The sequence below is a fragment of the Streptomyces sp. NPDC087428 genome, from assembly GCF_044744085.1.
GTDB lineage: Bacteria > Actinomycetota > Actinomycetes > Streptomycetales > Streptomycetaceae > Streptomyces.
Window position 1 is genome coordinate 81,014 of sequence record NZ_JBIUXR010000016.1, and the last position, 19,872, is coordinate 100,885.

A 19,872-nucleotide genomic window follows, 5' to 3' on the forward strand; every position below is an offset into this window, starting at 1 on the left:
CGGGCGCCACGCACATGTCACCGCGAGGACGACGGCCGGCTCGCGGGGCGCCACGCGGCCGGCCAGGCCACGTCCCGGGCCACGGCTCCCGGGACGCCGAGATCGGCCCGCGCGCGCGAGACGTAGCGGTCCCGCGCCTGACGGAACTCCAGGTACGCCTGGTCCCAGTCCTGCTCGGCCTCGGTGGCGATGCCGCGCGCCAGGCACTCCAGCCGCCACACACAGTGGTCCAGTGTCTTGGAGGCGGTGTTCGCCTCGGTGTCGCAGAGCAGCGCGAGCGTCTCGGACAGCGCCGACCGGCGCGACTCCAGCCGGCCGAGCTCCGCGAGAACCTCGGAGGTGGGCTCCGGGGACACCGGCCCCGATGTCAGCCCGCGGGTGACGGCCAGCGTCCGGTAGCGGGCCGCCAGCTCCTTGACTGCGTGGGCGTACTCGGCGTAGGCCGTCAAACGGTGTTCGTCCCACCGCACGGCCTGCTGCCTGCGCCACCTCGTCCGCTCGTTCAGGCTGCTCATCACGTACGACATGAGCGCCCCGAGGGCGACACCCGCGAGGGGGAGTATCCGGTCGGTCAGACTCACAGGGAACCCCGATCAGGTAGCGCGGCGACCGCCCGATCCTTTCCGCGGCGACCGGCGCGGCGCAACCCCCGCCGGGGCGGAAGGCGATCAGTCCCAGCGGCCCCGGACCTCTCCGCCGGTCTACGCCGAGTCCCGCACCACCAGCGCCGGTTCGAAGATCACGGACGTCGCCGCCCCGTCAGGCTTCGCCAGCCGTTCGATCAGCAGCCGGGCCATCTCGGCGGCCATCGCCTCGACCGGCTGGCGGATCGTGGTCAGCGGCGGACGGCAGGCGGACGCCGCGCTGCTGTCGTCGAACCCGATCACCGCGACGTCCTCCGGCACCCGTTTCCCGTGTTCCCGCAGCACGTGGCAGGCGCCCACCGCCATCAGGTCGTTGGCCGCGAACACCGCGTCCACGTCGGGGTGTTCGACCAGCAGCCGTTCCATCGCGGCCTCGCCGCTCTCCTGGGTGAACTGCCCCTCGGCGATCGGGATGTACGGATGGCCCAGCCGCGTCATCGTGTCGCGGAAACCGGCCAGCCGCTCCTGCCCGGCCGGCACGTCGAGCGGCCCGGTGATGGTCGCGATGCGACGGCAGCCCCGCGCCAGCAGATGCTCGGCCGCCAGCCGCGCACCGTCCTGGTGGGCGAGGTCGACATAGCTGATCCGGACCGGGCGGGCGGGCCGCGCGTAGAGCACCGCGGGCAGCCCCGCGTCCGTCAGCAGACCGGGCAGCGGGTCCTCCGCGTGTGTCGAGACGACCAGGGCGCCGTCGGCGCTGCCCTGGCGGAGGAAGGAGACCACGTCCTCCCGGGCCCGTGACGTCTCGGCGAACATCAGCACCGGGTGCATTCCGCGCGGCCGCAGGTAGTTGACCACGCCGGTCACCACCCGGCCGAAGAACGGGTCGGCGAAGACCTGCGCGGTGAAGGAGGACCCGCTGTCGGGCTCGCCGGCCTCCGCGGGCTCCGCTCCGGCCTGCCGCGGGCTCTCCGCGGGGTCGGACTCGACGCCGGCGCCGGAGACCACCAGCGCGATGGCGTCGGTGCGCCGGGTCACCAGGGAGCGTGCCGCGCGGTTGGGCGCGTAGCCGGTGTGGGCCACCGCCCGGCGCACGGCCTCCTGGATCACCGGATCGACATTGCGTACTCCGTTGATCACCCGGGAGACGGTGGCGCGGGAGACCCCGGCCGCCCTCGCCACGTCCTCCAGGGTGGGTGTACCGGCCGCGCGCAGATCATCCGTCATGAGCGCATTTATAGCACCGACGGAGAGCGCTCTCCATCGCGATCCGCCGCCTCGGGAACGCCGGCACCGGACGAGGGCGGTGCCGCGGTCGCCGTCAGCGCCGCGGTGAGCGGCAGTTCGCCCGCCGAACGGCCGCCCAGCAGCGTGAACTCGCCGGCCTCCGTCTCCCACCCGTGCCGCTCCGCCGACCAGTGCGCCAGGGCCCGCCCGGACACCCGCACCACCGCGACCACGCTCTCCCCGGGCCTCGCCTTCACCGCCGCGTATCCGATCAGCCGGCGCACCGGCCGCTCGACCGCCGAACCGCTCCTGCCCAGATAGACCTGGACCACCTCGCGGCCGCGCCGCTGCCCCGTGTTGCGCACCCTTACCCGTACGTCGAAGGGCTCCCCGGCCCGTACCCCCGCCGGGGCCGTCAGCTCCTCGTACTCCCAGTCCGTGTAGCCCAGCCCGTGGCCGAACCAGTAGGCGGGCGCGGACCCGGAGCGCAGCCAGGCGCGGTAGCCGATGTGCGGGCCCTCCTCGTAGTGGAGGCGCCCGTCGGGCGCGGGCGCGGTGTCCAGCACCGGTACGTCGTCCTGGGCGGCGCCCCAGGTGGTCGGCAGCCGGCCGCCCGGCTCGGCCCGGCCGAACAGCACGTCCGCCAGTCCGCCCCCGGCCTCCTGCCCCGGGAACCAGGCGAGCAGCAGCGCGGGCACCCGGGTGTGCCAGGGCAGGGCGACCGGACCGCCCGCGTTCACCACGACCACCGTGCGCGGATTGGCCCGCACCACGGCCCGGACGAGCGCGTCCTGCCCCTCCGGCAGGTCCAGGCTCTCGCGGTCGTGGCCCTCCGACTCGCTCTGCTCGGTCGTGCCCACGACCACCACCGCGACCTCCGCCGCCCGTGCTGCCGCGACGGCCTCGGCGAGTGCGGCGGCCGCGTCCCCGGCGGGCGGGGCGGCGGCGAGGATCGTCGCGACCCCGGAGCGCGGCGCGAGCGAGCGCCGCGCCACCACCTCCACCTCCTCGCCCGCCGCGAGTTCGGCGCGCGCGTAGTGCTCGGGCGGTGCGACATGGACCCGGGTCGGATCGTCGCTGTCCAGCGGGAAGGTCCCGGCCAGTACCTCCCGGCCGCCGACGGACAGTGAGATCGCGCCCCAGCCACCCACCGCCCAGGTCCACACCCCGCCCACGGGAGGCCGGACCAGGGCCCGGATCTCCACGGACGCGGCTCCGTCGACCGCGACGGAGGGCTCGACGATCCGGCCGGACAGCCGGTGCTCGGCGTGGAGTTCGGCGCCGCTCGCGTCCAGCAGCCTTACGAGCACGCCCGGTTCGCCGGACCGGGGGTCGCGCGACCAGTCCCGGCCGAGCGGGCGGGGGCGGGGCGACAGCGGCAGTCCCGGCCGGCAGATCACCTTCGCGCCCTCGCCCAGCGCCTCCTGGATCCCTGTCAGCGGAGTCACCACCGAGTCGGGGAAGACCTCGGCGCTGCCGCCGCCCTGAATCCGTACCGCCGTGGCGTGCGGGCCGATGACCGCGACCGAGCGCAGTCCCGCCGGATCGAGCGGGAGGAGCTGTCCGTCGTTGCGGAGCAGCACCGAACCGGCGGCGACGGCGCGGCGCAACAGCGCACGCTGTGCGGCGGGGGTCACCGCGGGCCGCCACATGGGCCGGGGCGAGCCGAGCGCCCCCACCCGCCGCGCCAGCCGCAGCAGTCGCCGTACCTTGTCGTCGACCGCCTCCGCGGACACCAGCCCCTGCGCCAGGGCGTCGAGCAGCCCTGCCGCCCAGGGGCCCTCGGGGCCGGGCATCGCCAGGTCCTGCGCGGAGCGCGCGGTGTCCAGGAGGGTGCGCACACCTCCCCAGTCCGAGACGACGGCCCCGTCGAACCCCCAGTCGCTCTTGAGCGGGCTCTCCAGCAGCGGGGAGGCGGACATGGTGGCGCCGTCGACCTTGTTGTACGCGGACATCACGGCCCAGACCCCGGCCTCGACCGCGGCCTCGAAGGGGGCGAGATAGACCTCGTGGAGGGTCTGCTCGTCCATGCGGACATCGACGTTCAGCCGGTCCGTCTCGGCGTCGTTGGCGACGAAGTGCTTGGCGGTGGCGGCGACCCCGCCGGACTGGATGCCCCTGATGAGCGCGGCCCCCGTCCGCCCGGTGAGCAGCGGGTCCTCGGAGAAGCACTCGAAGTGCCGCCCGCCCAGGGGTGACCGGTGCAGGTTCAGGGTGGGGGCCAGGAGCACGTCCACGCCCTTGCGGCGGGCCTCGGCGGCGAGCAGCGCGCCGAGATCCGTGAGCAGCCGCTCGTCCCAGGAGGCCGCCAGTGCGGTAGGGGAGGGGAGCACGAGCGAGGTCTCGCGCTCGTCCCAGGTCTCGCCGCGCACCCCGGCCGGTCCGTCGGACAGGGTGAGGGGGCGAAGTCCGACAGCAGGTTCGGGGTACGTGCGCCAGGTGCTCTCACCGGTCAGCAGGCGTACCTTCTGCGCCGCGTCGAGCTTCTCCAGCAGCGGATCGATCTCTTCGTCCGTCATGACGGCCATGCCCCTTCAACCCCAGCGCCCTCCACGGCCGGAGAGCGCTCTCCCGAACGTGTCTGGCTCAGCGTCGCTGGCCGACGTCGACCGTGTCAATGGGGAACGGTTGCGCGGGCGTTGGAGCGGGTCACCGGTCGCGCTCTTGTCATCACCCGTTGTCAGCACATAAGTTGACCGCTTGCGACGTGTCCTACTGTCAGTGGGGGAGCCAAGTCATGGCCGCGAACGGACGGCACCGCAGATACCAGCCGAGCCGCATCAACCGTGCCTCGGTGCTGGTCACGGCGGGCGGTGCTGGGTTAGCCCTGCCGCTGATCACCGCTGCGTCGGCGGGTGCCGCGTCAGTGGATGTGTGGGAGAAGGTGGCCGCGTGCGAGTCCACCGGGAACTGGCACATCAACAACGGGAACGGCTACTTCGGCGGGTTGCAGTTCACCCGGTCGACCTGGTCGGCGTACGGCGGTGCGGACTACGCGCCACGCGCCGACCTGGCCAGCAGGGACGAGCAGATAGCCATCGCGGAGAAGGTGCTGAAGGGGCAGGGGCCGGGTGCCTGGCCGGTCTGCTCCACGCGGGCCGGACTGACGCGGGGCGGTGACTCTCCCGACGTCAGCCCGCAGAGCGAGCGGACGGTCAAGGTCGCGTCGCCGAAGCGGACGTCCACCGGCGCCAGTACCCCGGCGCCCGCCAAGGTCCGGGCGAAGCAGACCCCGGCACCCGCCACACCGACGACGGTGCCGGGCAAGCACGACTCGTACACCGTGGCGAGCGGCGACTCGCTGTCCGGGATAGCGGCGGACCGCGACCTCGGCGGCTGGCAGCGGCTCTACACCGCGAACCGCAAGGTCGTCGGTGACGACCCGGACCTGATCTTCCCCGGCCAGCGGCTGAGCCTCGACCTGGCCGGGACCCCGAGGGCGAGCACGAAGGCCGCCCCGAAGGCGGACCCGAAGCCCGCGGCCCGGCAGGCCGCGCCGAAGCGGTCGGCGCAGCCGGAGCCGAAGCGGACACCGCAGCAGTCGCACCCGAAACAGGCGGCCCAGCCCAAGCAGCAGGCCAAGCCGGCGCCGAAGAAGACGCAGACCCACAAGCCGGCGCAGACCGTGAAGCACGCCGGGATCACCGCCCCGATCGAAGCCCGTACGGGCACCCAGTACCGGCAGGCCGGTTCCTGGTCGAGCGGCTACCACACCGGCGTCGACTTCCCGGTTCCCACCGGCACCTCGGTCAAGGCGATGGCCTCCGGCACGGTCGTCACGGCGGGCTGGGGCGGGGCGTACGGATACCAGATCGTCATCCGGCACAGCGACGGCAAGTACAGCCAGTACGCGCATCTCTCGGCGCTCCACGTGCGCGCGGGACAGCATGTCGGTGCGGGCCAGCGCATCGCCCGCTCCGGCGCCACCGGCAATGTGACGGGTCCGCACCTGCACTTCGAGGTCCGCACCGGCCCCGAGTACGGCTCCGACATCGACCCGCTGGCCTACCTCAGGGCGGGCGGCGTCAAGGTCTGAAGTGTCCCGCCCTGCCCGGCGTCATCCGCCTTCACGGCTGTGGCGCCGGCAGCGGCGGGCGAGGCCGTGGACCCGGCGGGCGAACCGCCGCGTCGCGCGGCGGCGGTGTGCGGCCGCGGGACCGGGCCGAACCCGACCTGCCCCAACCGGCGCTCCGGCGGCATCCGTACAGGCCGGGACAGCGGGCCGGGAAACGATTCCGGAACCGGCCGCGCCGGCCCCGCGGGCTCGGGAAACGCGACCACGGCCGACGCCGCCCCGGCCGGCTGCCGCACGGTGCCCGCCGGGTCCGGTGAGCCGGCGGGCCCGCCGAAATCCCCTGCCCCCGCGCCGGGTACGGGAGAGGCTCCGGGCACGTCCGGCGAGGTGGTGGCCTGCGGCCTCCCGTCCGCGCTCTCCCCGGCCTCCGGTTCCCCGCTGCCTGCCGCCTCCTGACCCCGCCGGCGCTCCGCGCCCATCCGCTCCGTGGTGAGCAGGATCAGCCCGCCGGCCGCGACGGCCCCGCAGACGGCGGCGAGCAGCGCGCCCGTGGTGCCGTGCCGGAACGTCTCACCGAACAGCGTGAGGCCGACGGCCGCCGCGACCACCGGGTTCGCCACGGTCACCGTGGCGAGCGGGGCGGTCAGGCCCGCGCCCCGGTACGCGGCCTGGGACAGCAGCAGGCCGGTGGCGGCGAGGGCCGCGATCACCAGCAGGGTCGGCAGCCCGGTCCCCACCGAGCCCGAGGTCCACTCCATGGCCACGGTCTTGGTGAACACCGAGGCGATACCGAACGCCACACCGGCGGCCCCGGCCAGGACCACACTCCGCATCACCGGCCGGCGCATCGCCTTCGAGAGCAGGACGAGCGCCGCCACCGCGCCGAACGTCACCGAGCCGAGCATCAGCTGCTGCGGGCCGCCCAGGGTGTGCGCGTCGGAGCTTCCGGTGAGGGCGAGCAGACCGGCCAGTCCCACGGTCGCCATGACCGCGCCGCGCCAGGCCGTGGCCCCGGCCCTGCGGCGGACGAAGAGAGCGGCCATCGGCAGGGCGAAGACTATGGTCAGGGCGCCCAGGGGCTGTACGAGGCTCAGCGGACCGTAGGCCAGCGCCACCACGTGCAGCAGCGCTCCCACGCCGTTCAGCGCCACCGCACCCCACCAGACACGGTCGCGCAGCGGGGCGAGCGAGCGGCCGTCGGAGGCCGTGGCGACGCGCTCCTGGACGATCGCGCCGGCCGCGTAGGCGACCGCGGAGACCAGTGACAGCAGCACGGACAGCGCGAGGGAACTCATGTACACCACGATGGCCCTTCAAAGCCGCCGCGTCGTCGTCCTTGAGACGGCGATCCGGCGTACTGCTTTGGTAGTACGGCAGTGGTTACGGTGTCCTCCTCCCGACGGTAGTCCCCCCTGCGGCCGGCGTCAGAACGATCATCCCGTACGGATACGGTGAGCCGCGAGCCGTGGCACTCCTGGTGTCCGCGGCATCACGACAGGTGGCCGGGGAGCGGAGGGCGGCAGCACGATGGACGAGCCGGAAGCGGCCTCGGTGAGCGCGTTCTTCGGGCTGCGGGAGACTCCGTCGCCGGACGGCGCGCACCGCGCGCTGGCCCGCCTGTACGCGGGCGACACCGCACCGCTCACCTCCCGGATCGACACCGTCGCGGAGCGGCTCGGAACGTCCGAGCGCCGGGTCGCCGCCTCGGTCACGCAGCTGGGGCTGGCCGCACGGCTGTGGTCCACCGCGCTGGGACCGGCGGCGCTCTCGGGCCGCTTCCCCGACCTGCGGGCGGAGAACCTGCACTGGGACCCCCGTCAGCAGGCGCCCGACGACCTGTGGACGGAGTCCGCCGCGCTGCTGCCGGGCACCGCGGACCGGATCAGGGACGTCGTCCAGTACGGCCATCTGGAACCGCTCGCCGAGGCGGTCCGCCGCGACACGGCCGTCTCGTCCCGGCTCCTGTGGGGCAACGCCGGATCCGCGCTGGCCGGAGCCGTACGCCAGCTGATCAGCTGGGCGCGTACGCACGGCCGGCCGGACGTCGCCGCACGGACCCGCACCCTGGCGGCCGAACTCTTCGGCCACCCCGCTCTGCGCGGCACCGGCGCTCCGCACGGCCCGGGTTTCCGCCGGCGCACCTGCTGTCTCTACTACCGCGGTCCGGGCGGCGGCCTGTGCGGTGACTGCGTCTTCGACAGCGCCCCCGGAACGCCGCCGCGCACCTGAGCCGTGCGCGAGGAGTCCAGTCCGTCCCGCGTTTCGTGAAGTGCTCTGCGGCGTACCGCGTGGCTGGTCGCGGGCGTGCCGAAGGGTGGCGCGGCGGGGTCGCGCCGTACCCCGTTCCACGTCCATGTGCCGCTGGTCCGACCGGTGTTGCTCCCTCCGTACAGGGGATTGTCATGGACCTGGACAGCGCCGCATCCGTCGTGCTGTCATGCCAACTGCCATTCCTTCCAACGTTGTACATCCTGTTGCAACGAGCCGCCACCCTTCCTCACAAGGAGGATCCGTGCGCATCAGAAAGAAGTTGGTCCTGCTCCTCGCCGCCGTCGTCGGCGCCGCGGGACTGTCCGCCGTACCTGCCGCCTCGGCGGCCGATCAGGACCCCGGGGGCCCGGCCGACGTGCACGGGCTGAAGGGGGAGTACTACACCCAGTCCGCCCCGGGCGCCTTCGACTTCGGGGAGCTCAAGGCCACCGGGTTCGACCCGGGCATCGACTTCCCGACCCTGGAGTCGCGGCTGGCCTCGGCCACCGGACAGTCCGACGACGCCAGCGTCCGGTGGACCGGCAAGATCGTGCCGGAGAAGTCCGGAGCCCACATCTTCTCCATGATCGGGGACAACGGCTTCCGGCTCTGGATCGACGGGAAGCCGGTCATCGACCACTGGGTCGACGACTGGGAGAAGGAGCAGACCTCCCAGCCGGTCGAGCTGACCGCGGGGACCGCCTACGACTTCAAGGTCGAGTACTTCGAGCACGAGGGCGGCTCCAACCTCCACCTGAAGTGGACCGAACCGGGCGGCACCAAGGTCCCGGTGCCGCAGTCCGCCTTCCGGCTGCCCGACGACTTCGCGTACGACGGGGCCATCGCCGCCACCGTGCTCGCCGACGGCCGCACCCTCAAGCTGGACTTCGCACAGAAGCTCGGGAAGCTACCGGCCGGCCTGGTGAACCACCTGGACGCGGTGATCGGCGGGGCCGAGTGGCCGCTCGGCGCGGTCAAGGCCGACCCGAAGGACCCGCGCAGCCTGACCGTCGCCCTCAAGGAACCGGTCGTGGGCAACAAGGCAGGGGACGCCACGGGCCTGGCCGACATCCGCTACGACGGGGACGGCGCACTGGCCGGCGCGGACGGCAAGCGGGTCGGCGCCTTCTGGTCCAGCGGGCCGAACCGCTCCACGCACGAGCTGACCACGAAATGGGCCGACGAGGTGGGGCCGAAGAACGCCCTCCCCGAGTACCCGCGTCCCCAGCTCACCCGCGACAACTGGCAGAACCTCAACGGCTCCTGGGAGTTCGCCGCGGCGAAGGCGGGGGAGCTGCCCCCGGTCGGCAGGAAGCTCCGCGAGAAGATCCTCGTCCCCTACCCGGTCGAGTCCCAGCTCTCCGGGATCGAGCGGCACGAGGACCGCATGTGGTACCGCCGCACCTTCACCGTTCCGAAGAACTGGAAGGTCGGCTCCGGCAAGCGGCTCCAGCTCAACTTCGGCGCCGTTGACTGGCAGGCCGAGGTGTACGTCAACGGCAGGCGCGTCGTCGAACACAAGGGCGGCTACGACAAGTTCAGCGCCGATGTCACCGACGCGCTCAAGCCCGGCCGTACCCAGGAGCTGATCGTCGGCGTCTACGACCCGACCGACGCCAAGGACGGCGAGAACCCGCCGATGGGCAAGCAGCGCCTCGACCCGAGCGGCATCTGGTACACCCCGTCCTCCGGCATCTGGCAGACGGTGTGGATGGAGCCGGTCGCCGCCGACCACGCGGACTCGCTGAAGCTCACCCCGGACGTCCCGGGCGCGAGCGTCACCGTCGAGGCGCGCGGCGTGCGGGACGGGGTCCCGGTCACGGCGACCGCGTACGACGGCAGGCGCAAGGTGGGCACGGCCACCGGCCGGACCGGATCGGCGCTGAAGGTGCCCGTCCCGCACCCGCACCTGTGGTCCGCCGACGACCCACACCTCTACCGGCTCGACGTCACCGTCGGATCCGACCGGGTCGGCAGCTACTTCGGGATGCGGTCCATCGCCGTCGAGAAGGTGAACGGCACCCCGCGCACCGTCCTCAACGGCAAGCCGGTGTTCCTGATGGCCACCCTCGACCAGGGGTTCTGGCCGGACGGGCTGCACACCGCGCCCACCGACGAGGCACTCGCGTACGACCTGAGGATGCACAAGGAGATGGGCTTCAACTCGGTCCGCAAGCACATCAAGGTCGAACCCGACCGCTGGTTCTACTGGGCGGACAAGCTGGGCCTGATGGTCTGGCAGGACATGCCGGCCATGAACACCGTCAACCCGTCGGCCGCCGCCCGTGCGGAGTACGAGCACGAGATGAAGGAGATGATCGACGAACACTCCAGCCACCCGTCCGTCGTCATGTGGGTCACCTTCAACGAGGGCTGGGGCCAGTACGACGAGGCCCGCATCGCCGACCAGGCCAAATCCTGGGACCCGACGCGCCTGGTCAACAGCATGTCCGGGATCAACCTGGGCGTCGACGGAGGCACCGGGGACCTCATCGACGAGCACGGCTACCCGAGCCCCGCACTCCCGAAGCCGGACGGTCAACGGGCCCTGATCAGCGGTGAGTACGGCGGACTGGGGCTCGCGGTGCCGGGCCATGCCTGGGCCGTGCAGCAGTCGTACATCGCGGTCGACCCGGCCACCTACACCGACGACTACCTCGCCAAGCTCGACGAGGTGCACGCGCTCGCCTGCAAGGGGAGCAACGGCGCGGTGTACACGCAGATCTCGGACGTCGAGGGCGAGCTGAACGGGCTGCTCACCTACGACCGCAGGGTCGTCAAACCCGATGTGAAGAGGGTCCACGACGCCCAGCAGGCGCTGATCCGCGACGCGTCGCAACCGGTCGTCGCGGGCTGCCCCGCGGCCTGACCACCGGTGCCGCTCCGGCCCGTCCCGTGCGCGGGCGGGCCGGAGCGGCACCGTCCGACCCCTTGACGCGGGTCGGCGGGGAACCAAGAATGATCGCGCTCTGACAACGTTGTCCGAAGGAGTAACCCCATGCACCGGACCCCACGGCCGCGACTGCGCGGCCCGGCGGCCGCACTCGCCGCCGCCGCGCTCCTGGGCGGTGTCCTCACCGGCGGGGCCACGGCCCAGGCCGCGCCCCGGACCGACGGCCGGCTGACCGATCTGGTCAACCCGTTCATCGGCACCCAGAACGAGGGCAACACCTACCCCGGTGCCTCCGTGCCCTTCGGCATGGTGCAGCTCTCCCCGGACACCGGTCACAACACCGGTTACGACTACGGCGAGAACCACATCCGCGGCTTCTCCGCGGTCCATCTCTCCGGCGTCGGCTGCGGTCTCGGCGGCGACCTGCCGACCCTGCCCACCACCGGCGACGTCACCGAGACCGACTACGCGAAGTACGCCGCCGAGTTCAGCCACGACGACGAGAAGGCGAGCCCCGGCTACTACAAGGTCGGGCTCAGCACCGGCATCGGCGCGGAACTGACCGCGACGCAGCGCACCGGTGTGCAGCGCTACACCTTCCCGGCCACCGACAAGGCCAACGTCCTGCTCAACGCGGGCCAGTCGCTGCACAGAACACTCTCGTCCGAGGTCGAGATCCTCGACAGCCGCACCGTGCGCACCGCGATCACCGGCAGCGGCTTCTGCCAGGACACCAAGCCGTACACGGTCTACATGGTCACCCACTTCGACCGGCCGTTCACCACCTCGGGCACCTGGAACGGCGACACCGTCACCGAGGGCTCCCGGAAGTCCTCCGCCACCGACGCCCGCAACGGCGCCTGGCTCCGCTTCGACACCAGCAAGGACCGGACCGTAGAGGCCACCACGGCGCTGAGCTACGTCGACGCCAAGGGCGCCGCGCTCAACCTCCGCGCCGAGGGCGGCCGCAGCTTCGACCGCGTCGAGCGCGCGGCGCAGCGCAGCTGGGAGGACCGCCTCGAAGGCGTGAAGGCCCAGGGCGGCGGCGACGAGCTGCGCCGCACCTTCTACTCGTCCCTCTACCGGTCCTTCCTCGCGCCCAACGTCGGCAGCGACGTCGACGGCCGCTACACCGGCTGGGACCAGAAGACCCACAAGGCCAAGGGCTTCACGTACTACCAGAACTGGTCCCTCTGGGACACCTACCGGACCCAGGCCCAGCTCCTCTCGCTGCTCGCCCCGCGCGAGTCCCGCGACATGGCGATATCCGTCCTGCGGATCGACGCCGAGAGCGGCTGGCTGCCCAAGTGGGGCTACGGCACGGTCGAGACGAACATCATGACCGGCGACCCGGTCACGCCCTTCCTGACCAACGCCTACCAGCAGGGCCTGCTGAAGGGGTACGAGGAACAGGCCTACCGCGCGCTGAAGAAGAACGCGGACGGCGTGCCGGCCGCGGACTCGGCCCCGGTCGGCAGGGAAGCCAACGTCGAGTACCTGAAGGACGGCTTCGCCCCGTACATCAAGGGCCGTCAGCACGCCAAGCCCGGCGACTCGGACTACGACCACGGCGCCTCCGCGACCCTGGAGTACGCCCTCTCCGACGGAATGCTCGCCGAGATGGCCCGCGACCTCGGCCATGACGCCGACGCCGCCCGCTACGACGCCCGCGCCCAGAACTACCGGAAGATCTTCGACCCGTCGACCGGCTACTTCCGCGCCCGCGACGCCTCCGGCGCCTTCACCGGTCCCGCCGACCCGGCCGAGAGCGAGGGCTTCCACGAGGGCACGTCCTGGCAGTACCAGTGGATGGTGCCGCAGGACATCCCCGGCATGGTCGACCTGATCGGCGGCAAGGACGCCGCCAACCAGCGGCTCGACTCCTTCTTCGCGTACGACAAGCTGCTGGACGACCCCGCGAAGACCGCCCGTGAGGTGTGGGTCAACGGCCCGTACGCGTACTACAACGCCGACAAGTACAACCCGCAGAACGAGCCCGACCTCATCGCCCCGTACACCTATCTCTCCACCGGCCAGCCGTGGAAGACGACCGATGTGGTCCACGCGGCCCTGACGCTCTTCACCAACGGCCCGACCGGCATGACGGGCAATGACGACCTGGGCACCATGTCCGCCTGGATGGTGCTCTCCTCGATCGGCGTCTTCCCGGTCCAGCCGGGCACCGACACCTGGGGTCTCTCCACGCCGGCGTTCGAGCGCGTCGACATCGAGCTCGACCGCCGGTACTACCCGCGCGGCGCGCTCACGGTGAGCGCGCCCGGGGCATCGGACACCGACCGCTACATCCAGTCGGCCCGGCTCGACGGTGCGCGGCAGTCGCGCACCTACCTCACCACGGACGACATCCGCTCGGCCCGCTCGCTCTCCTTCACGGTGGGCAGCGAGCCGTCGGCCTGGGGCACCGCGCCCGAGGACGCTCCGCCCGCGCTGGGCTGACCCGGCCGGTCCGCGGCAAACGCCGGGCGCCCTTCCCCCGCACCAAGGGGGAAGGGCGCCCGGCGTTCGGGGTTCAGCGGGGCAGCGGGGAGCCGATCGCCTCCGCGACGGTCGCGAAGACCGGCAGCGCGCTGTCGAGGCCCAGCAACCCGATGAGCCGCTCCATGAACGGGGACGGCTCGGCGAGCCGCAGCCGGGGACCCAGCAGGGTCTGCCCCTGGAGCAGCACGTTGACCGTCGTCGAGTCCGCGAAACTCACGTCCGAGAGGTCGACGACGACGGGACCTTCCCCGCCCGCTGCCGCGTTCTCCAGGGCGGCCCCGAGCGGGGCGACGTTGTCGATGTCGAGATCACCGGTCACGGCGAGTACGAGCGCCCCCCGGTCCTCACGTGGGACGATTCTCATGGCTCTGCCGGCGCTGGGGGATGGGAGCACGGTCACCTCATGATGCACTGGACGGCGGGGGAGAACACCGGTTGACGCGGACGGTCCGGTGCATGTCCGTCCTGCTCGCGGCGGGTGGAGGCCAACGATAGAAGTAATAGTTGTCATTTGACAACATTCTCCGTGGGGCAACAATCTGTACTTGAACGATGAATGGACGCATCCCCTCGGGGAGTGCCTCGGAAACGCGGAAGCAGGGGCTCGATGAAGCTAGTGCCGCGTCAATCCGGGCTGGGGCGTGTCCGCAACGTCGACTCGTCCGCCCGAAGGGCAGGGCCGGCGGGACTTCGCGGACACGGCTCAGGCGCTGTCCGCGATGTCGTCACGGAGCCGGTCGGCTGTGAGGCGCTGCGCCGCGGCCGAACGGAAGGCAGCCAGCCCCCCGGCGAGCGCCGCCACGTCGGAGGGCTGCATCCGCTCCAGCACGGCGGAGAGCTCACGCGTGCGGATCGCCCGGTACTCCTCCAGCAGGGCGCGGCCCCGCCCGGTCAGCCGCAGCTCGACCTCACGGCGGCTCGTCTGGCTCGGGTCCCGCTGGACGAGGCCCATGGCCTCCATCCGGTCGCAGAGCCGGCTCACCGACGGAGCCCGCGAGCCGAGCGCCTCACCGAGCGAGCGGAGGTTGCTGCCCTCCTGCTTCTCGATGACGAGGAGAGCCCGCAGCTGAGAGGTCGACACCGTGCCCGGAGGTGCGGCTTCCTGGCCGCGGCCCCACAGCACCTCCAGCAGTTCGGATGCGGCACACACGTCCTCGGACACCCGCTCGAGGCGGTGAGGAGGGTCGGAACGGTGGCGCATCCATCCACTCTTTCATCCAGCACACCTTCCTGTCAGCCCGGCCCGGCCCCCGCGACCCGAAGAGGAATGAGCGCAAGACCGTGAACGTCCGTACCGAAATCGAGAGAGCCGTACGCGCGGCCGCACCGCACGCCCTGGTCGAGACGGTGCGCAGCGCACTCGCCGCGGCGTACGACGCCCGGTCGGTGGAACTGCTGCTGGCGGACTACGGAATGACGGTGCTCAAGCCGGTCGGCTCCACGACGGGGCGTGAACGCACCCTGTCGATGCACAACAGCCCACAGGGCCGGGCGTTCGGCAGCCAGCTCCCGCACGAGGAGCCGGCGGGCCGCGGCGGCGCCGTCGACCACCACTTCCCCGTCACCGTACGGGGCGAGCGCCTCGGCATCCTCACCGTCCGCCTCCCGGCAGGAGGCTCCACTCCGCGGACCATGGACGAGCTGACCCAGGTGGCCGACCTGCTGGGCCACGAGATCATCGTCGCCGAACGGGACACCGACCTGTACCAGGGCGCCCGCCGCATCGCCCGGCTCACCCTGGCCGCGGAGATGCAGTGGCAACTGCTCCCCGCCCGCGCGTTCACCGCGGCCGAGTACGCCATCGGCGCCCAGCTGGAGCCGGCCTACGCCATCCACGGCGACAACTTCGACTGGGCCGCGGACGGCGACCAGCTGACTGTCTCCGTGACCAACGGCATGGGCGAGGGCATCCAGGCCTCCCTGCTCACCAACCTCGCCGTGAACGCCCTGCGCAACGCCAGAAGGGCCGGCATCGGCATCGCGGACCAGGCCGCACTCGCCGACCAGGCGCTCTACGACCAGCATCGCGGCGGCGCCCATGTGTCCACCCTGCTGCTCCGCTTCGACCTCGCCACCGGAACGGTCGGCGCGGTGGACGCCGGCTCCCCGCAGCTGTGGCGGTTGCGGGGCAGGAAGGTCGCCCGCGTCGAACTGGACGCGCAGCTGCCGCTCGGCATGTTCGAGGAGTCGCGGTACGACGTCCAGCACCTCCAGCTGGCCCCCGGCGACCGGCTGCTGCTCGTCAGCGACGGGGTGTACGACACCGTCTCGCCGCTCGGTGAGGTCTACGTGGAGCGGGGCCTGGCCAGGGCGGTCCTCGCGACGCGGCTGCTGCCCGCCGCCTCGGTGCCGGGCGCCGTGCTGCGTGAACTCGCGGACTACCGCCAGTCGGATTCGCTCGACGACGCGCTGGTCGTCTGCATCGACTGGTTCGGCAGGCACGACGGCGAGGGCTGACCGCCGCGGGCCAGTGGGCCGCCGGAACCGGGGACCCGCCGGAGCGGCCCGGATCAGCTGCTGAGGGTGAACTCGGCGCGGATGCGCTTGCCCACCGGGACCCGCTCGGCCGTCAGCCGGTCGCACAGGGCCACCACGATCTCCATGCCGTGACCGCCCAGCCGGCTCGGGTCGGGGGAGTAGAAGACCGGGAGCGCGCTGCTGCTGTCGTACACGGTGACGCTGATCCGCTCGGCCGTGCCCTCCAGCTCCAGCAGGTAGGGGCCGTGGCTGTAGCGGTCGGCGTTGGTGACCAGTTCGCTCACGGCCAGCATCAGATCGTTGCGGGTGTGGGTGCCGAGCACGGCCATCCACTCGGAGACGAGCCGTGCGAGAAAACGGTCGGCCAGACTCCGCGCCAGAGAGATGCACCCGGGCTCGCCGTCGAACACCTCGGCGGCGTGCAGTGTCTCCGTGGGCGGACGGCTCATCGGTGAGTCGTCCGGCCGTGAGATGGCCTGATCGTTCATGTGCTCCAGCCAGGGCGCTGCGGGGAGGCCGTGAGGGCCCCTCTTCTCGCTGCTCGTGTACCCGCGCCGGGAGATCCCACTCCCGGCCGGTGTCAGCAGATTTTACGCACGTCCGGGAAGCCGGACCACGGTCACGAAGAACTCGTCGATCTGGCGGACCGCCGCGATGAACTGATCGAGGTCGACCGGCTTCGTGACGTAGGCGTTGGCGTGCAGTTTGTAGCTGCGCAGGATGTCCTCCTCCGCGGAGGACGTCGTCAGCACGACCACGGGGATGAGGGAGAGTTCCGGGTCCTGCTTGATCTGCTCCAGCACCTGGCGCCCGTCGTACTTGGGCAGGTTCAGGTCGAGCAGGATCAGGTCGGGGCGCGGCGCCTCGCCGTGCTCGCCGCGGCGGTAGAGGAAGTCGAGCGCCTCCTGTCCGTCACGGACCACGTGGAGGGTGTTGCGGATCTTGTTGTCCTCGAACGCCTCACGTGTCATCAGCTCGTCACCGGGGTCGTCCTCGACGAGCAGGACCTCGATGGGCTGTGCGGGATGGGTCACGCGGCATCTCCGGGGATCTCGGCGGTTGGGGCTGCGGCCTCGGCCGGGGAACCGTCGTCCCCGACCGGCAGGTTGAAGTGGATGCGGGTGCCCCGGCGGGGTTCGGGATCAATCCAGATCCGGCCGCCGTGAAACTCGATGATCTTGCGGCAGAGGGCCAGTCCGATCCCCGTGCCGTCGTACTCGTCACGGGCGTGCAGCCGTTGGAAGATCACGAAGACCTTCTCGGTGAACTCGGGTGCGATTCCGATTCCGTTGTCCGTCACGGTGAAGTGCCAGACGTCGTCCTCCCGGACACAGCCGACCGTGATCACGCACGGTTCGTCCGGACGGCGGAACTTCACGGCGTTCCCGATCAGGTTCTGCCAGATCATGGCGAGGGTCGTGCCGTCGCCGTTCACCTCGGGCAGCGGGTCCTCGCGGACGACCGTGGTGCCCGACTCCTCGACGACCAGCGTCAGATTGGCGAGCGCCCGGTCCAGGGAGCGGTCGAGGTCGACGGTGTTCCAGCTGTCGTGGACCCGGCCCACCCGGGAGAAGGTCAGCAGGTCGTTGATGAGCACCTGCATGCGCTTGGCGCCGTCGACCGCGAAGTCGATGTACTGCTTGCCGCGCGCGTCCAGTTCCGTCCCGTAACGCTTCTCCAGGAGCTGGCAGAAGGACGCGACCTTCCGCAGCGGCTCCTGGAGGTCGTGCGAGGCGACGTACGCGAACTGCTCCAGTTCCGAGTTGGAACGGCGGAGCTCCTCCGTCTGCTGGGCCAGCAGCTCTTCCCGCTCCGTGGCGGCGTCGAGCTCCTCGACCAGCCGGCACCGCATGTCCTCGACGGCAGCCGCCACCGCTCTCACGTCGGACGGGCCACGCACCTCGATCCGGCGGCGGAAGGAGCCGGACCGTACGTGCCGGGAGGCCTCGGCCAGCGCGTGGAGCGGCCGTCCCACCACCCGGTGCAGCAGCACGCTGAGGGCGATCACACACATCACGAAGCAGACCACGAGCGCGATCAGGGTCCGGTCGCGGGTGACGCGTGCGTCGTTGAGCTGGGCGCGGGCGTGGTCGCGGGCCGTGTCGAGATGCGACTGCTGTGTGGTGTAGAGCCGGCGCAGCGTGTCGAAGGCGGTCTTGCTCCCGGAGGTCCTGGCGGAAGCGCTGTTCTGCCGGCCGTCGCGGCGGACGGCGGCGATCAGCGGTTCGGCATGCTCCTTGCGCCACTGCGCGGAAGCTGCCGCGATCCGGTCCAGATCGCGGACGTACGGCTCGGCGCCGCCCATCGCGGAACGGACCCGGGCCAGCCGCAGCTCTTCGTCGCGCTTGCCCGTCGCATAGGGCTGGAGGAAGGCGGGGTCGCCGCTGAGGGCGTAGCCCCGGACTCCGGTCTCCTGGTCGAGCAGCGCGTTCTGCAACTGGAAGGAGGCGGAGCGGGCGGGCTGTATGCGGTCCACCAGTTCGGTGGTCCGGTCGGATATCCGGGCCAGCACGAGTCCGCCGATGACCAGACAGCCGCACACGACCACGACGAAGCAGGCCAGGATCAGATGGACCCAGTTCTGGACCGACAGCCGGGCCAGCCGACCCGGGAGCAGCGGGGCGTCCGCCGGTGAGTCATTGGTCATGAGGTGTCCTGTTCCAGGCGAGATGCAGCACGGCCACGTCGTCGGCGAGGCCGCCATGGGGAGCCGCCGCGTCGGCGGCGCCGTCGACCAGCGCGTCGACGAACGGGCGGGCCGGCAGCGTGGCCCGGCTCCGGGCCATCGCGAGCAGTCCGTCCTCGCCCAGCCGGGTGTCGGGGCCGGTGCGCCCCTCGAACAGGCCGTCGCTGAAGAGTACGAGACGGGCGCCGGGCCCCAGCATCAGGTCGGTGGTGATCCACTGACCGTGACCGGGCAGCAGTCCGAGTGCGATGCCGCCCTCGGGCTCCACCCACTCGACGTCCGTGCCCTGGCGCAGCAGCAGCCCCGGGTGCCCCGCCCGCACGATCCGCACGTGGTCACCGCCGGGCGGGAAGACGAGCGAGGTGACGGTCGCGAAGACATGCGGGTCGGACCGCTCGGCGACCAGGATCTCCTCGAGCAGCGCGATCTGTTCCAGCTGGTCGGTGCGGCACAGCACAGCCGTGCGCCACGCCACCCGCAGGCACACCCCCAGCGCGGCCTCCGCCGCACCGTGCCCCGACACATCACCGATCACGGCGTGCACCGTGCCGTCGGACGTCTGGACCACGTCGTAGAAGTCACCGCTGAGCAGACCGTGGGCCCGGCCGGGCTCGTAGCGGGCGACCGCCTCGAAACCGTCGTCGTTCAGCAGCGGTACCGGCAGCAGCCCGCGTTCGAGGCGGGCGTTCTCCTGGGCCATCTGCTGGTTGGCGCGCAGGGCCGCCGCCGCCCGTTCGACCTGCTTGCGCTGGAGGGCGTAGCGGACGGCGCGGGACAGGGCCTGCGGGTCGAGCCGTCCCTTGACCAGGTAGTCCTGCGCGCCGGTGGCCACCGCGTCGAGCCCGGCCTCGGCCTCGGCCAGCCCGGTCAGCACCACGATCGCGGCGTCCGGGGTGGTCTCCACGATCTGGGTGACGGCGCTCAGCCCATGCACATCGGGAAGGTGCAGGTCCAGCAGGACGCAGACGGGTGTCCGGTGCGCGCGCAGAAAGGTCAGGCCCTCGGTCAGCGTCTTGCACCACGTGAGTGCGGAGTCCAGCTCGCCGTCGGCGAGCATCTCCTCGACGAGCAGGGCGTCGCCCGCGTCGTCCTCGACCAGCAGGATGGCGGCGTTGACGTCCCACACGGAGGCCCGGCCGCCAGGCTGAGCCCCGGTCTGGGCCGGGAGAACCGCGCTGACCGGATGCCGCGCGTGGGAGCCAGTACGCGTCTCAGCCACGCCTCACCCTCTCGTCGTGAT

15 protein-coding genes are annotated in these 19,872 nt (G+C 71.9%); 5 read left to right on the forward strand and 10 right to left on the reverse strand.

What is annotated here, in order from left to right:
* Positions 1-17: 17 nt before the first annotated feature.
* The 3 genes from ACIO3R_RS30685 to ACIO3R_RS30695 all read right to left on the reverse strand — a co-directional run bounded on the left by ACIO3R_RS30685 (position 18) and on the right by ACIO3R_RS30695 (position 4,339).
* A complete protein-coding gene (locus tag ACIO3R_RS30685) occupies positions 18-581 on the reverse strand; it encodes a hypothetical protein (RefSeq protein ID WP_402110254.1) in 564 nt (187 codons plus the stop codon).
* A 120-nt stretch (positions 582-701) separates the two neighbouring features.
* A complete protein-coding gene (locus ACIO3R_RS30690; RefSeq protein WP_385038460.1) occupies positions 702-1,811 on the reverse strand; it encodes a LacI family DNA-binding transcriptional regulator in 1,110 nt (369 codons plus the stop codon).
* Between the two features lie 8 nt (positions 1,812-1,819).
* Positions 1,820-4,339 (reverse strand): glycoside hydrolase family 3 C-terminal domain-containing protein, encoded by a 2,520-nt coding sequence (locus ACIO3R_RS30695; protein WP_402110257.1) that lies wholly within the window; start codon positions 4,337-4,339, stop codon positions 1,820-1,822.
* Positions 4,340-4,548: 209 nt separating this feature from the next.
* Here ACIO3R_RS30695 and ACIO3R_RS30700 point away from each other — a divergent pair, with 209 nt between their 5' ends.
* The gene (locus ACIO3R_RS30700) at positions 4,549-5,847 is read left to right on the forward strand and encodes a transglycosylase family protein (RefSeq protein ID WP_402110259.1); all 1,299 of its coding nucleotides are present in this window, start codon (positions 4,549-4,551) and stop codon (positions 5,845-5,847) included.
* Here ACIO3R_RS30700 and ACIO3R_RS30705 read toward each other — a convergent pair.
* Positions 5,817-7,130 carry a DMT family transporter gene (locus tag ACIO3R_RS30705; RefSeq protein ID WP_402110260.1) on the reverse strand — a complete coding sequence of 438 codons (1,314 nt, stop codon included), beginning with the start codon at positions 7,128-7,130 and terminating at the stop codon, positions 5,817-5,819. The genes ACIO3R_RS30700 and ACIO3R_RS30705 overlap by 31 nt on opposite strands.
* Positions 7,131-7,353: 223 nt before the next feature.
* Here ACIO3R_RS30705 and ACIO3R_RS30710 point away from each other — a divergent pair, with 223 nt between their 5' ends.
* The 3 genes from ACIO3R_RS30710 (at position 7,354) to ACIO3R_RS30720 (ending at position 13,426) form a co-directional block, all read left to right on the forward strand.
* On the forward strand, positions 7,354-8,055 hold the full coding sequence (locus tag ACIO3R_RS30710) for a (2Fe-2S)-binding protein (protein ID WP_402110262.1): 702 nt from the start codon (positions 7,354-7,356) through the stop codon (positions 8,053-8,055).
* A gap of 208 nt (positions 8,056-8,263) precedes the next feature.
* Positions 8,264-10,945 carry a PA14 domain-containing protein gene (locus ACIO3R_RS30715; protein WP_402110265.1) on the forward strand — a complete coding sequence of 894 codons (2,682 nt, stop codon included), beginning with the start codon at positions 8,264-8,266 and terminating at the stop codon, positions 10,943-10,945.
* 129 nt (positions 10,946-11,074) lie between these two features.
* Positions 11,075-13,426: a GH92 family glycosyl hydrolase gene (locus tag ACIO3R_RS30720; RefSeq protein ID WP_402110267.1), complete on the forward strand. Its 2,352-nt coding sequence runs from the start codon at positions 11,075-11,077 to the stop codon at positions 13,424-13,426.
* Positions 13,427-13,499: 73 nt separating this feature from the next.
* Here ACIO3R_RS30720 and ACIO3R_RS30725 read toward each other — a convergent pair whose 3' ends face one another.
* Together ACIO3R_RS30725 and ACIO3R_RS30730 are read right to left on the reverse strand one after the other, a co-directional pair.
* The gene (locus ACIO3R_RS30725) at positions 13,500-13,832 is read right to left on the reverse strand and encodes an STAS domain-containing protein (RefSeq protein ID WP_385038404.1); all 333 of its coding nucleotides are present in this window, start codon (positions 13,830-13,832) and stop codon (positions 13,500-13,502) included.
* A gap of 339 nt (positions 13,833-14,171) precedes the next feature.
* On the reverse strand, positions 14,172-14,669 hold the full coding sequence (locus tag ACIO3R_RS30730; protein WP_363024709.1) for a MarR family transcriptional regulator: 498 nt from the start codon (positions 14,667-14,669) through the stop codon (positions 14,172-14,174).
* Between the two features lie 80 nt (positions 14,670-14,749).
* Between ACIO3R_RS30730 and ACIO3R_RS30735 the strand changes: the two genes are divergently transcribed.
* A complete protein-coding gene (locus ACIO3R_RS30735; protein ID WP_385038407.1) occupies positions 14,750-15,925 on the forward strand; it encodes a PP2C family protein-serine/threonine phosphatase in 1,176 nt (391 codons plus the stop codon).
* A gap of 53 nt (positions 15,926-15,978) precedes the next feature.
* Here ACIO3R_RS30735 and ACIO3R_RS30740 read toward each other — a convergent pair whose 3' ends face one another.
* The 4 genes from ACIO3R_RS30740 to ACIO3R_RS30755 form a co-directional block, all read right to left on the reverse strand.
* A complete protein-coding gene (locus tag ACIO3R_RS30740; protein WP_385038410.1) occupies positions 15,979-16,434 on the reverse strand; it encodes an ATP-binding protein in 456 nt (151 codons plus the stop codon).
* A gap of 102 nt (positions 16,435-16,536) precedes the next feature.
* Positions 16,537-16,980 carry a response regulator gene (locus ACIO3R_RS30745; protein ID WP_024492202.1) on the reverse strand — a complete coding sequence of 148 codons (444 nt, stop codon included), beginning with the start codon at positions 16,978-16,980 and terminating at the stop codon, positions 16,537-16,539.
* Positions 16,977-18,593 (reverse strand): CHASE3 domain-containing protein, encoded by a 1,617-nt coding sequence (locus tag ACIO3R_RS30750; protein WP_385038414.1) that lies wholly within the window; start codon positions 18,591-18,593, stop codon positions 16,977-16,979. The genes ACIO3R_RS30745 and ACIO3R_RS30750 overlap by 4 nt, the downstream gene beginning before the upstream one ends.
* Complete coding sequence (locus tag ACIO3R_RS30755; protein ID WP_402110268.1) at positions 18,583-19,851, reverse strand: PP2C family protein-serine/threonine phosphatase; 1,269 nt, start codon at positions 19,849-19,851, stop codon at positions 18,583-18,585. Before ACIO3R_RS30755 ends, ACIO3R_RS30750 begins: the two co-directional genes overlap by 11 nt.
* Between the last annotated feature and the right edge of the window lie 21 nt (positions 19,852-19,872).

Excerpts from the sequence above, each read along its gene's own strand:
- ACIO3R_RS30710 (WP_402110262.1), top strand. The coding sequence starts at position 7,354 with ATGGACGAGCCGGAAGCGGCCTCGGTGAGCGCGTTCTTCGGGCTGCGG.
- ACIO3R_RS30725 (WP_385038404.1), bottom strand. The coding sequence starts at position 13,832 with ATGAGAATCGTCCCACGTGAGGACCGGGGGGCGCTCGTACTCGCCGTG.
- ACIO3R_RS30720 (WP_402110267.1), top strand. The coding sequence starts at position 11,075 with ATGCACCGGACCCCACGGCCGCGACTGCGCGGCCCGGCGGCCGCACTC.
- ACIO3R_RS30750 (WP_385038414.1), bottom strand. The coding sequence starts at position 18,593 with ATGACCAATGACTCACCGGCGGACGCCCCGCTGCTCCCGGGTCGGCTG.
- ACIO3R_RS30740 (WP_385038410.1), bottom strand. The coding sequence starts at position 16,434 with ATGAACGATCAGGCCATCTCACGGCCGGACGACTCACCGATGAGCCGT.
- ACIO3R_RS30715 (WP_402110265.1), top strand. The coding sequence starts at position 8,264 with ATGCCAACTGCCATTCCTTCCAACGTTGTACATCCTGTTGCAACGAGC.
- ACIO3R_RS30695 (WP_402110257.1), bottom strand. The coding sequence starts at position 4,339 with ATGGCCGTCATGACGGACGAAGAGATCGATCCGCTGCTGGAGAAGCTC.
- ACIO3R_RS30700 (WP_402110259.1), top strand. The coding sequence starts at position 4,549 with ATGGCCGCGAACGGACGGCACCGCAGATACCAGCCGAGCCGCATCAAC.
- ACIO3R_RS30730 (WP_363024709.1), bottom strand. The coding sequence starts at position 14,669 with ATGCGCCACCGTTCCGACCCTCCTCACCGCCTCGAGCGGGTGTCCGAG.
- ACIO3R_RS30690 (WP_385038460.1), bottom strand. The coding sequence starts at position 1,811 with ATGACGGATGATCTGCGCGCGGCCGGTACACCCACCCTGGAGGACGTG.